The following is a 13,620-nucleotide window of genomic DNA, read 5'->3' as shown; positions in this document are numbered from 1 at the left end:
AGATAATTTATTTTTTTATAATTTGAATTGTTGTGTAATTACTATTAGGGTGCTTAAGCAAATGATCCATTTTTGATATTGTGCCGATACCCAAACCTACAAAGCAAAAAAGTATTGGAAAATTAAATCCATTGCCTTCTGCAATAAACCTGATTGATAATATTATTAAGTTTAATATACAAAAAATTAATATAATTATTCCGTCATTGATATTATTGGTAAGATTAATATATTTTCTTTTAAAAAAATACATTTTAATTGTTGATCCAAACAAAAAAATAAATAAATATATCCCTCCCAAAATTCCAAAGATAGCTAAAATGCTTGTATATGTACCATGTCCCCATGTTATATTAGAACTAATATAATTACCATCAGGACCGATCAACTGTATCTTGGTGCCAATTCCCTGACCTAACCAGGGCTTTTCTAAAAAATGATCAAGTAAAGCAAGCTGGAAAGCATGGCGATGTGGGGATAGCTCCTCCATGCCGCCTTCCAGATTAGAAATACGGCTAAATTGGGCATCTAAAGGTGCAAATATGGTTGCACTTAATATCAGGGTAAAAAATATAGCTATGATAAAAGCAAACCTTGCTAAACTTTTTTGAATTAAAAAAAAGAAAATAAGAACACAAATAAAAGCACCAACAGAAGCTGCTCTGCCTCCACTCATGACAATAAAAAAAGTAAAAATTGAAATGATTATGATAAATTTTAAATCAAAGCGATTATCATAGTAAACTGCCAGTAATGCAGCCAGACCGACTGTTCCAAGTTCTGCCAGGCCGCCAATTCTACCGCCCATCCCGGGATCTATGCTTATGGCAGTATAGGCAAAGCGACCTTCCCAAAAAGGTAAGTCAAAACCAGAAAAATGAGAGACGATTCTAAGTATGCCAAAAGCTACACATGCAATAATCAGCCACTGAAGAAACTTCATCCAAAAATTATCGCCAATAGGAATGAAATATCTGCTGACCCATAAACTATGGAAAAATATACAAACTCCAGTAAAAATTGAATAATATTGTCTTATGCCTGATTCACCACCGAAAAATGTACTACCGAAAACAGGATTAAGTATATAGTGAATAATTGCGACATGTATTAATATAAGTATGGCAGAAAAAAACAGAAAAGAGTGTCGTGGAATTAGCATATTGCCATGTTTTAAAACTTTAGCAAAGGTAAATAAAAACAAAACAGGTGTGATAAAATCAAGCAATAAGAAGTTGTTCAGTGGTATAACAAATGAAAGCGTAAATGGTATAAGTATTATCAAAAAAAACATATAATACTCTATCAGCTTGTTAATGTTTTTTGTATTATAAATACTAAGTGTATTTGAAGTATTATATGTATTTATCATTATTTTGTATTTATTAGTATCGAAATATTACTAAACTATATTATGGTTTACTGAGTATGGTGTAAATATTTGGTTCAAATATTTTATAATTTTGCAATTTAATTTTTTAAATAAAATCGATTTGCTATGATTTATAATTAAAAAATAATAATATATAACATTCGTAACAATGTTTGAATTTAAATGGGCAGCATGCTTAAAGTGCTTTTTTGCATTTTTTATGTTGCCTTTTTTATAGAAGTCCAACGCAATCAGTAAGTTCCAGTTAGCACGTTCAACGGGCAGCATAAAACTACCTACTTCATCCAGTAATTGCAGTTTTCCAAAAATTGCTTTATCGTTGCTGCTAGTAGAATCCGGAGTGTTATATATAACAGAGACAACTTCATGATGATGGGCAAAAGTATATTTTTGAGCCAAACGAAAACTCAACTCGATTTCCTGCATTGCTACCATTATTGGGTTAAATCCCCCAACTTCTTCAAGTAAACTCTTTTCAATCATCCAGCGGCTTGGAAAACCTACTTCTGAGCTTTTATGTACCTTCTTATCAACTTTTATTAATTTTCCGTTTGATCTGTCCCTGATTTCATACCAAGATACAATGAATCTTGCACCACTATTGCGCATAGCATTATACTGACTCTCAAATCTATGTTGCATGCTTATATCGTCATCATCAAGAAAGGCAATGTACTTTCCCGCAGCATTGGCAATGCCTAAATTGCGAGCAAAGTTGGCACCTTTGTTAGGATTTTTAAGACATCGCACGCGACTGTCTTTATTTTCATATTTCCTGATAACTTCCCATGTATTGTCAGTTGATTGGTCATCTACAATAAGTAGTTCCCAGTTTTTATAGGTTTGCCATAGGATGCTTTCTATAGCATCCATTACAATGTTTGACCTATTATATGTAGTGATAATACATGAAACTAAATTGTTGTTTGACATAGTATTATATTTTTACCATTTTTTATTATTGTATTAATGCCACACTCTTGGTTTTATTGTTTTTTTGAGCTTGAGATATATTTTATCACATCCTTTGCGTATGTGCGGAAAAGTGTCTATAGGTCTAAATATCTGCAATGCGATTAACATACCCACAAAAGCCCAGTTAACTCTTAATCCTATACTGTTAAGTTCATTGTGGTGGTATTTCCAATAATCAAGAGGTCTTAACTCAAAAAATCTTCTAGCCAGAAGCCTATGGTAGCCTCGTAACCTTTTAGTTTTATGATATTGCAGTACATTTGGTCTTAGGTAATACTGACCAAATTTTTCAAGTGCTCTGATTCTTTCAAGGACTTTTGTATCAAATAGATTTACATGACTGCTAACAGATTCGTTATGTCTTCTGGTGTAAGTAAGTACCTGATGTACAAAACCAAAGTCCCATTCCTTAAGAATCTTTAAGCATGCAAATGTATCAGCATGAACTTCATCCTCATCGTATAAGCAATTGTATTTTTTTATTATATCTGTTCTTATCAGTAACGCAGTTGGTGAACCAAAAACAAAAATTTCAGAGAGTAAATGTTTTCTGCATATTTCATGCCCTTTGAATACATTTGTGTCGTATCTTAACCCTTTAAGTGTGACTCTGTCTTCTTCAAGTCGATATGCACTAATGATTCCAACATTGGTATTGCCTTCGCCAACCTTTACCATCATTTCTATACATTCAGGGAAAAGCCAGTCATCTGCATGTAAAACCTTACAGTACTTGCTATCTAAATTTATTTTTTTTAATCCATTATTCCAGTTTTTTATTTGTGGTAAAAAATATTTATTTGAATATAATTTAATCCTGTTATCCTTTTTTACATATTCTGTGATTATTTTTTTAGTATTATCAGTGCTGCAATTATCGACAATTGTATATTCCCAGTTTTCATATGTTTGCATCAGAACGCTTTCTATGCATTCAGAGATATATTTTTCTGAATTATATGCTGGTGTAAATATACTGACTAATGGTTTATCACTGAGCATCTTATTTCACCATCCATTTTTTTTTCATCTCGTCCCATCGCTTTATCACTTTTGCAGGACTGCCATAGGCTATAGATTGATCAGGTATACTATAAGTTACAACACTGTTAGCACCAATTATTGAGTATTTTCCAATCGTAACGCCAGGCATAATAATACAATTATTTCCGATCCAGCACCCTTTTTTTATTTTTATTGGTTCAATCCTGAATATTGGTTGGTATTTATATGGTATATATGGATTATCATATCCATGCTGATGGTCACCAATAAAAATATTAGATGCGAGCATAACATCATCCTCAATAATTATCTCTTTCACTGCTGAAATCATCACATTGCTTGTCGCTGTAACGTTGTTGCCAATTTTTAGCAGGGGATTAAATATCTGTATTTTTTGTTTATATTTAGATGAACTCATTTTTTGAGTTGGATAATTTGTTATTGCGTAAAGTGTGCATCCTCGTCCAAAATTTACATTATCTCCGATAAAGATTCTTTCGGAATTGGCCAGATTTATTGGTTTTTTTATAGTTAGATTTATTGGTTTGTTAGCAAATTTAATTGTGCTTCCTGTTTTTAATAATAGAAAAATTTTTTGTAAATATTTTGCTATTTTCATTTTTTTCAGGTATGCATTAGTTGTATTCATTACTTTTCCTTTGAAGTGTGCATCTGTTCAAAGTTTATCCATCAGGTGCCTAAGCCTAAATAATGCCCAAAGCGCGACTTCCACTACCACAATTTTTCAATGGTTATGGTCATCCTTTCTTGATTTATAAATGGTCATTATGTTATGATTATATTTTTATTACTTAAACAGTAACTTCAGCTCCCAACCCTGTACAGCCTGTTATTGTGATTCCATTGTTTAAGTTCCAGGTTGTTCTTTGGGAGCATTGCGCATTTCTAAAAGTCAATTGTGGACTGTTCGGAAGCAAGTGACAGTCCCCCTCGGGGTTTTATGCCTCCGGGCAGGGAGCGGTGCCAAGCTGTCACATTCTGGTTTTAACCCCAAAATAGCTATGACATACAGCTCAACTTTAAAGCTTTCAGAAACGCTTAATGCTCCCTGTTCTTTATCGTTTATTTGCTTAATATAGGGCTTATATATCATTTGTTGAAACACCTATTGGTTTACTGCTACCATTTTTTGAAAGTCATTACTATTATTGAGCAGATGCCAATATGTTCCCTGGGCAGCCAGGCTACCATGTTCCAGGACACAGATTTGATCGCAGTTTTTAACTGTGCTCATGCGGTGGGCTATAATAATGATGGTCCGCGTCCCCTGCATATGTTCGATGGCCTGCATTACTGCTCGCTCAGTAACAGTATCCAGGGCGGAAGTCGCTTCGTCGAATACCAGCACCTGAGGGTCGTGGTACAGGGCGCGTGCGATGCCTATGCGCTGGCGTTGTCCGCCAGAAAGACGTATTCCGCGTTCACCCACCAGAGTATCATATCCGCAAGATAGTTCATTAATTATGAAATCGTGCACCTGGGCCAAGCGTGCGCATTTTTTTACCTGATCCATGTCTAAGTTTTCCTGTGCTATGCCCAAGGCGATATTTTCAGCTATTGAAGTGTCAGTCAGAAAGATATTCTGGGGAACGTACCCAAGGGCCTGTTGCCAGGATCTAAGCTTAGAGTGTGCAGACTCGGTGAAACCCCTGTCTGTCAAAAGGGCCCTTCTGTGCTGCTTCTTGGAGCAGTCACAGGGCATGAAGACCTGGCGCTTGAGTTTTGCATGTTCGTTTCCAAATATTGGATTATTATCGACGTATAACTCGCCCTGCTGGGGCTTGAGAAGTCCCAGCAGAACATCCACCAAAGTGGTTTTGCCTGCTCCTGTGGAACCGACCAGGCCCACTGATGTACCAGCAGGGATAGTTAAGTTAATGTCTTTCAGTGCAGGCTTGGCTGCATTGGGATAGGTGTAAGTAAGCTCCCTGAGAATAATTTTATCCAAGGGGATCAGGGGCTGGGGAGCCTTTTTATATATCTCGACCAAGGCCGTTCGCTGATAAAGATCATCACATATTGAATCCAAAGCAGCCATGCCGAAACGCAGTTGAGCAAAGCCCTGGAAAATGTGCTGGGCTGCAGGCAAGGTTTTATAAGCAGCAAAGGCAAAAAGGCCCAGCATGGGGAGAATTTCTCCTAAGGCATCTCCAGTCGCCCCGCCCTGAGCAGCTAAGAGCGCCAAAACCAGGGCGACTATGCCGCCAAAGGCCACTGCCTCGATGGCAAACTTGGGAACTTTACTGATTGTCAGGTTAGTGGCTTGATGCTTAGCCTGGCGGATGGATGGCCCGCTAAATCTGGACAGATAGGCATGCTCACGGCCCAGAAGCTTAATGTCTTTGATCCCGCCCAAGGCTTCGCTGGCAGCTGTGAAGCGTTCCTGGTTGGCTTTGGCTCTGTCCAATCCACTTCTGGCCAATATGCCGCGTACAGAGAGATAGATAATCAGGTATATCCCGCCTATGAACAGGATAACTAAGGTGGTCATTAGCGGGCTTATGAACATAAGCATTCCAACTATGCCCAGAATAATCACGCTGTAAGCGAGCATCAGCATTCCCGGCTGAAACATGTTGCCGATGACCTGGTCTACTTCTGAGAGGATATTTTTTGCCAAATCTCCGCTGTGTCTGTCCAGAAAGAACCAGTAAGGTTGGCGTAAGTAAGTTTCAAGCAGACGTTTGCCTATGCTATGTCGCCGCATTTGAGCGAAGCGATTCATGATGTAGTGAGTTAAAATGCGAAATATGGATGAGAAAATAATTACCATGAAGGCGCTGGCACCCAAGATTATGAGGAAAGTATCTACGGAATCAAACTTCAGGCCATAATAGACATTGGATAGTAACTGGTTGGTGTGAACAATATCGGGATTGCCCAGCACACTTAGGAATGGCATGATCGAAGCTACACCAATTGTTTCTAAAATCGACATGGTAATTACCATGACAAGCACCAGTGTCCCTCGCCGACGTTCTCTGGGGTTGAGAAGGAAAAGTATTTTGCGTGTTGTTTTCATAATATTTTATTGATGTAACTATTAATTACCTTTTTAGTTTGCAGAATATTCTGTTAGGTTCAGAAGAAAACATCCGAACTGACATCATCAGGATTCATGACCATACCTTCCAGGGAGCATTGCCTTTGGACCAAAGATTTTCAAGGTAGTATTTGTCTCTAAGAGTATCCATGGGCTGCCAGAAGCCTTCATGTCTGAATGCGGCTAAGTTTGAGTCTTTTGCCAGGTTTTCCATAGGTTCATTTTCCCAGTCTGTTTCATCTCCGCTAATGTAATCCAGGCATTGCGGTTCAAGTACAAAAAAACCTCCATTAACCCATGCTGCGTCTCCATTTGGTTTTTCTTTAAATTCAGTAATAATATTCTGCTTATCACCAAGCCTGAATGCGCCAAAACGTCCAGGGGGCTGGACTGCAGTGAGGGTGGCAAGAACATCTTGTTCTTTGTGAAATTTCAGAAGTGCTGTGATATTAACATTGCTTAAACCATCGCCATAAGTCATAAAAAAAGTTTCACCTTCAAGATGATCTTTGATCCTGAGCATTCTTCCTCCCTTCATAGTGTTTAGTCCTGTATCCACAAGGGTGACTACCCACGGCTCAATATTGTTTCTATGAATGCGCATCCTGTTTTTTTTGAGATTAAAGGTTACATCAGAGCGCATTATAAAATATTCTTCAAAAAAATTTTTAAGTGCTCCACCCTTATACCCGCAGCAAATAATGAATTCATTTACTCCATGAGCAGAATATATTTTCATGATATGCCATAGGATGGGCATGCCTCCTATCTCCATCATAGGTTTGGGTTTGACGGCTGTTTCTTCTGAAATCCTGGTTCCCAGTCCACCGGCTAAAATGACTGCTTTCATAAAAAACTCCTTAAGGTATTAAAAAAATAGAAAGATTATCAAATTGGAACCATTGTCCAAAAGTTCTTATGAAATTTTAATGCCATGTTTATATTGTGCCTTACAGATTTCAAACAGCACTACCAGTAAATGCGGCATGCAAGAGATAAACTTCATGGAACAGTCGTGGATATGACCGGCTGTAGTACTTTAGAACAAGGCAGCCAGGTAAACTTGTATAGCTTTCAGAATAGCCTTGAGCTGTTAGAAGTCCGCTTTTTTCAGTCAATATTCCATAAAAACTGGAGCTCAGAATGAGTAATTTCCTGGCGAACTGTGCCAGTTAATTATTCGACAAGTTATTAAGGGTAAAATTATTTACAGATTTTGCAGAAAATAGCAGTCATTTCAGGGGGATTTTCTGGATCGAAGTGGAGCCTGCATTAAGCAGGCTATTAAAATACAGCAGATGATTTTTCCTGAAAGGTTAAAAAAAAGCTTACGTTGCATACTATTTGCAAGTGGCAGCTAATGCGGGCTGTGCACACAACCCAGAAAAGATATTTTAACCGCCCGTTCCAAGATTTAGCCAGTTGAATACGGCTTTGCCGTAGACCGAAGCTCTATTCAACCCCAGTAAAACACCCCAGGGGGGACCCCGGTTTTACGGGGCAGGCCGGGCAAGCTCAAAACGCTTAGACAAACCCTGCTGCACAGGAGCAATTTCAGCGTTGTTTAACAGGGCAAGCAAAGGGCACAAAGGAAGAAAGAGTTTTTTTTCATTGTTTGGGAACCCAGTTAAACCCGCCTGCGACGGAGACTACGTCTGTTTAACAAGGCAGGCGGCAAATGAAAAGGCAGCCTTTTTGAAAACCGATGCCCGGTATTCAAAAATATCTTCTTTATTGTCTTGAACTTTGAGTCCTTCGCTCCTTTGCGATTCAAGTTTTCTTTTATTTGTGACTGGGTTTCAGGAGTAAGTTACTAATTCAAACAACAGGAGATATAGTATGAAAGTCAGTATTTTTGGCTTAGGTTATGTAGGAACAGTGTCTGCGGGTTGTCTTGCCAGAGAAGGACATGAGGTAATGGGAGTTGATCCTGTCAAAGTCAAGGTTGATATGATTAATAATGGACAGACTCCGGTTATTGAAAAGGATATTGGACGACTAATAAGCGATGGGGTAAACAATCGCCTGATAGTCGCTACTCAGGATGCGGAGCTTGCAGTGCAACAGACTGATTTGTCCTTAATCTGTGTAGGAACTCCCAGTATGGCTAACGGTAGCCTGGATTTGAGTTATATAGAATCCGTGTGCAGACAAATAGGCATGGCTTTGAAGAATAAGGAGGAATACCATGTAGTTACAGTTCGCAGCACAATGCTTCCAGGTTCCATGAGAAAAGTGGTTATTCCTGTTCTGGAAGAATTTTCAGGCAAAAAGGCAGAGACAGATTTTGCAGTATGCGTGAACCCTGAGTTTCTGCGCGAAGGAAGTGCTGTTCATGATTATTTCAACCCTCCCAAAACAGTGATAGGAGAAATGGATTCTACATCAGGTGAACAGCTTATGCTTCTTTATGAAAACATTGCAGCACCCATGGTGCGTGTTGATCTGGAAACAGCTGAAATGATCAAGTATACAGACAATGTCTGGCATGCACTTAAAATAGTTTTTGCCAATGAAGTCGGTTCGATTTGTCAGAGCCTGAATCTGGACCCGCATGAAGTCATGGAAAAATTCTGTATGGATACCAAGCTGAACATATCTTCTGCGTACCTGAAGCCGGGCTTCGCATTTGGAGGTTCATGTCTTCCCAAGGATGTGAGGGCTCTTTGTTACAAAGCCAGATCGCTGGATCTTGATCTTCCAGTGATCAGCAATATTATTGCCAGCAATAAAGCTCTTGTGGACAGGAAACTTAATGACATACTTGCCCTGGGCCAAAAGAGGGTCGGTATCCTGGGATTCAGCTTTAAGACTGGAACGGACGATTTGCGGGAAAGCCCTGTGGTGGAAATTATTGAAAGGCTGATTGGAAAGGGTTTCTCTATTAAACTGTATGATAAAAACGTAAACATTGCCAGCCTGATGGGTGCAAACAGGGACTATATACTCAACAAAATTCCGCATATTTCAAGATTGATGGTGACTACTATAAGCGGAGTGCTGGATCATGCGCAAGTAGTGGTCCTGGGCAACAATGACCCTGACTTCAGCCAGGTTCCTGAGATGCTGTCTATTGACCAGGTGCTCATAGACCTGAGCGGGGCTGCTGTGGCAGGCAGTCCTGACTGGGGGAACGTAAAGCACCACGTGCCAATGCTAAGCCATGCCCAGGATGTCCAGCTTCAAAGCCTTTAGACGCTTAGCAAAAATTCCAAACAAACAAATAGTACGTTTATTGCCTCAACTTAACGATCCCTGTTTAAATAGGGTTGTGGGCACAGCCAGCATTAGATCAGAAGGTGAACGGATATGAGTACCAAAAATCATAAAAAAAAATCAGTTCTCATTATTGTAGAAAATCTGCCTCTGCCCTTTGACCGCAGGGTATGGCAGGAATGTTTGAGCCTCAGGCAGGCCGGATATCAGGTTTGTGCTATCTGCCCCAAGGGCAGGGGATATGAGAAAAGTTATGAAGAACTGAGCGGGATTCATATTTACCGTCATCCCATTGTTTTGGAAGGAAAAGGTATTACTGGGTATCTGTTGGAATATTCATCTGCCTTGTTCTGGGAATTTATACTTGCGGCCAGAATCTGGAAGAAACATGGCTTTGAAGTAATTCAGGCCTGCAACCCTCCTGATTTGATTTTTCTCATAGCCATCATTTATAAATATTTGCTGGGGAAAAAGTTTATATTTGACCATCATGACATCAACCCTGAACTTTATCTGGCCAAATTTGGACGTAAAGATCTGCTTTACAGGTTGATGATTCTTTTGGAGAAAATGACCTTTTCCGCAGCAGATTATTCCATTGCCACTAATGAATCTTACAAAAAAATAGCCATAGAACGAGGCGGTATGGATGGAGACAGGGTGTTTGTGGTTAGAAGTGGTCCAAGTCTGGAAAGGTTTAAACCAGTACCTCCCAATCCGGCATGGAAAAATGGCCGGGAGTATATGGTGGGATATGTAGGTGTCATGGGTTGCCAGGAGGGTTTGGACCACCTCCTGGAAGCAGTGGGAATTGTGATTCAACAAAAAAAGCGCACAGACATTCAGTTTGTCCTTGTTGGCGGAGGTACTGAACTGGAGAAGTTGAAAATGCTTTGCGCCGATATGGGGTTTAATGATTATGTGACTTTTACCGGGAGAGTTCCCGATCATGTGCTTGCAGAGGTCCTGTGCACTGCGGATGTATGCGTTAATCCTGATATAGCCAATGAAATGAATGATAAATCTACCATGAATAAGATAATGGAGTACATGGCTTTAGGTAAACCCATTGTGCAATACGACCTTACAGAAGGCAGACGCACTGCTTTAGATGCATCCCTTTATGCCAGGCCTAATGATATTGTTGATTTTGCTGCAAAAATCACGTCTCTTCTAAGTAATCCTGAACTTAGAAAACGTATGGGTAATTTCGGAATAAACAGGGTGCGTGAAGAATTGCATTGGGGAATTGAATCTGTAAAGTATCTCGAAGTGTATAAGCTTGTCCTGCAGGTAGAAAAGTCTGATAGTATATATAAACATCATACACTGGTTGATCAGGGCTGAACCATGGATTAACTGAGTAAAATGATCATCAATAATGGCAGCATTACTCGTTTCTGAAAAGTCAATTGGGGACATCCCGGAGCCAGGGACAGTCCCCCTCCGGGCTGTAAGCCTCCGGGCAGGAAGCCGTGCCAATCCTCCACAATCTGGTTTTATCCCCAAATCAGCAGAATATACAATAAAAATTTACATTTTTTAGAAACGCGTAATGCTCCCAATGAAAAGGATATTCTTTATGAAAACATCAGCGGGCTTAAAGTCAAAAAGCACAAAGAAGAGAATACCGCCTGAATTAACAGTAAGCCATAAACCGGCTATTCTTAAATCCACCCAGTTTATCCTGGACAAAATGGGAATAGGTGTACTTCTTTTGGATGATCGTGAGAAAACTGTATTTATTAACCAGGCCTTTTATGATATTTTCGGATTTTCCAGAAATATAAGAGAATATCAGAGTGTATCTCCACTTTATGAACTGCATCCCCTGGGACAGATATTTGCCTCATTTAAAAAAGATCCTGACGATCAATATATTGAAGCTGTTCCAGTTAAAACAAAAACAGGTCGAATTGTGCATGTATCGGGCTTTATCAGACACATCACAAAAGGCAAAAAGCATATGGGAACAATTTGTGCGTTTATGAACATCAGTAGTTTAATAGACAATAAGATATATCAGAGCGATTATACTTTGCAGATGGAAATGGATATTGCCAAAAGAACTTCTAATCTCTCGCGGACCAATGAAATGCTCAGGAATGAAATTAGAAAGCAGTTGGAGCATGAACAGGAGCTTATGCAGGCCTTGCAGAGGTTCGAGTCCATTTTTCAGGAAACAATGAAAGGGCTTGGCAGGTTTACTCCGGATGGTGTGCTTGTGGAAGCAAACAAAGCCCTGGCTGTCATGCTGGGTTATGAATCAGCTCAGGATTTGAAAGAAGCAGTTAATAGACAGAATATGAGGATATTTTTAGATGAACAAGACTGGAATCGCATTTCCAGACAATTAGTCAGTGAAGACAAGATCATCAGAACAGAGATGCAAATCAGTTCATTCAACAGAGCCTTGTTCTGGGCTGAAATATCAGGGTTGAGCGTTAAGACCAAAAGAGATCAGTTGCTTTTTGAAATAATTTTTTCTGATATTTCACATCAAAAAATAATGGAAACAGATTTGTACAGAAAAGCTACCCATGACAGCCTGACCGGGGTGCCCAACAGAATTTTATGGAATGATCGCTTAGAGCAGGCTGTGAAAATGTCGAGAAGATATACTGAAGGGTTTGCAGTTTTGTTCATGGATCTGGATGGATTCAAGTCTGTAAATGATAAATACGGACACAAATGCGGAGATCTGGTGCTCATTGAAGTTGTCAAGAGGATTCTAAGTAAGATCAGAGAGTCAGATACTCTGGCCCGTCTCGGGGGCGATGAATTTTGTCTGCTGATGAATAATCCCGGAAGTAAGGATGATATGACAATGCTTGCCCAAAATATAATTGACTGTATGAAAGAAAAGATCGCCATAAATAAACACTGTGTTCAGGTAGGTATCAGCATTGGAATATTCATGTCTAAAGATGAGCAGACAGATCCTGATGAGATTATGAGCTTAGCTGACAATGCCATGTACATGGCCAAAAAAAAGGGTGGTAATACATACACTTTTGTATAAGTTTAAGGTTTTGCCTGCTGCACAGCAAAGGCGGACTGAAATTCGGTCCGCCTTTTTTTGTTCGAGTCTAATTATGGATGTCAGATATTCATGAACCTTCTACCGAATCCCACAAGTCCTGCCAGAGCAGAGCCCAGCAGCCAGAATGAAGCTGGCAAAGGAACGGGTGAAGCATCAGAAGAAATAAAAATTTTGTCCAAAAGGCTAAGTGAATACTGATCGTTGCCAGCCAGCAATGAGTAGGAATACTCGTAAACATTGCCGGCTCCGAGATCAAAACCCAACCAGAAGTGGGGCCTGGTTCCCAGGTTGAGAATATTGCCACCAAGGTTGGCAAAATAGTTGCCTCCACTTTCAGTATAATGGATGGTAGCCGCATTAAAAAATTGTGAATGATTAAAAACCGTTAATTCCTCTCCTGTGTCTTTGTTGTAAATGAAAAACCTGAAATTTGGATCAGGTGAAAAATCAGTAAAGGTTACGTTGAAATACTCTACTGATTGACTGGTGGGTGTCCATGCCCCACTGTACAAGGCCGCCCATGACGGGCAGGCAAGCAGTATAAAAGTACCTGCCAGTAAAACAGCCTTCACAAGCATGCTTGAAAAATTCTTCATAATTTCCTCCTGAAGTATTTGATTATAGTGCTGCATATTATAATGAAAAAAGCATGCCATTGAATAATTGTTGTTTAATTTCAGGTATTTATGTTTAAAGTTTATGTTTTAAAATGAACTGAAGTATTATGGGGATAATTTGTCTGTTAACATCAGACGTTTTGCAGGTTTTTTAAGAATAAAATGAGTTTTTTTCAGAGCAGATTACAGTCTGAGGATAATTTCGAGATATGTTTTATTATATGCTCAGGCAAGGCTTTTTTGAACATCTTTAACGGGCGGGCAGGGACCGACAAAAATGCGCGCTGCTCAAGTTTTAGACAGGGGG

Annotated in this window: 10 protein-coding genes; 3 read left to right on the top strand and 7 right to left on the bottom strand. The window is 39.4% G+C overall.

Annotation, left to right across the window (positions count from 1 at the left end; translation table 11 throughout):
* Positions 1-7 precede the first annotated feature (7 nt).
* From LZ23_RS18170 to rfbF, 6 genes are all read right to left on the bottom strand, one after another.
* The gene (locus LZ23_RS18170) at positions 8-1,294 is read right to left on the bottom strand and encodes an O-antigen ligase family protein (protein WP_045216484.1); all 1,287 of its coding nucleotides are present in this window, start codon (positions 1,292-1,294) and stop codon (positions 8-10) included.
* A 108-nt stretch (positions 1,295-1,402) separates the two neighbouring features.
* Positions 1,403-2,326: a glycosyltransferase family 2 protein gene (locus LZ23_RS22930; RefSeq protein ID WP_084591136.1), complete on the bottom strand. Its 924-nt coding sequence runs from the start codon at positions 2,324-2,326 to the stop codon at positions 1,403-1,405.
* A gap of 33 nt (positions 2,327-2,359) precedes the next feature.
* Entirely contained in the window at positions 2,360-3,370 is a 1,011-nt protein-coding gene (locus LZ23_RS22925) for a glycosyltransferase family 2 protein (RefSeq protein WP_052507500.1), read from the bottom strand.
* A 1-nt stretch (position 3,371) separates the two neighbouring features.
* Positions 3,372-4,022: an acyltransferase gene (locus LZ23_RS22920; RefSeq protein WP_052507499.1), complete on the bottom strand. Its 651-nt coding sequence runs from the start codon at positions 4,020-4,022 to the stop codon at positions 3,372-3,374.
* 477 nt (positions 4,023-4,499) lie between these two features.
* Positions 4,500-6,416, bottom strand: coding sequence for an ABC transporter ATP-binding protein (locus LZ23_RS18150; protein ID WP_045216482.1), 1,917 nt, complete (start codon positions 6,414-6,416; stop codon positions 4,500-4,502).
* A gap of 94 nt (positions 6,417-6,510) precedes the next feature.
* Complete coding sequence (gene rfbF, locus LZ23_RS18145) at positions 6,511-7,287, bottom strand: glucose-1-phosphate cytidylyltransferase (RefSeq protein ID WP_045216480.1); 777 nt, start codon at positions 7,285-7,287, stop codon at positions 6,511-6,513.
* Between the two features lie 989 nt (positions 7,288-8,276).
* On the opposite strand from rfbF, the gene LZ23_RS18135 reads away from it, so the two are divergent.
* From LZ23_RS18135 to LZ23_RS18125, 3 genes are all read left to right on the top strand, one after another.
* A complete protein-coding gene (locus LZ23_RS18135) occupies positions 8,277-9,632 on the top strand; it encodes a nucleotide sugar dehydrogenase (protein ID WP_045216477.1) in 1,356 nt (451 codons plus the stop codon).
* A 114-nt stretch (positions 9,633-9,746) separates the two neighbouring features.
* Positions 9,747-11,000, top strand: a complete 1,254-nt coding sequence (locus tag LZ23_RS18130; RefSeq protein WP_045216475.1) for a glycosyltransferase family 4 protein — start codon at positions 9,747-9,749, stop codon at positions 10,998-11,000.
* A gap of 235 nt (positions 11,001-11,235) precedes the next feature.
* On the top strand, positions 11,236-12,675 hold the full coding sequence (locus tag LZ23_RS18125; protein WP_045216473.1) for a diguanylate cyclase domain-containing protein: 1,440 nt from the start codon (positions 11,236-11,238) through the stop codon (positions 12,673-12,675).
* An 80-nt stretch (positions 12,676-12,755) separates the two neighbouring features.
* Here the strand turns inward: LZ23_RS18125 and LZ23_RS18120 are convergent, their stop codons facing one another.
* Positions 12,756-13,292 carry a VPLPA-CTERM sorting domain-containing protein gene (locus LZ23_RS18120; RefSeq protein ID WP_045216471.1) on the bottom strand — a complete coding sequence of 179 codons (537 nt, stop codon included), beginning with the start codon at positions 13,290-13,292 and terminating at the stop codon, positions 12,756-12,758.
* Between the last annotated feature and the right edge of the window lie 328 nt (positions 13,293-13,620).

Source organism: Desulfonatronovibrio magnus, assembly GCF_000934755.1.
Taxonomy (GTDB): Bacteria; Desulfobacterota; Desulfovibrionia; order Desulfovibrionales; family Desulfonatronovibrionaceae; genus Desulfonatronovibrio; species Desulfonatronovibrio magnus.
This window is presented reverse-complemented; position numbering and strand designations above follow the sequence as displayed.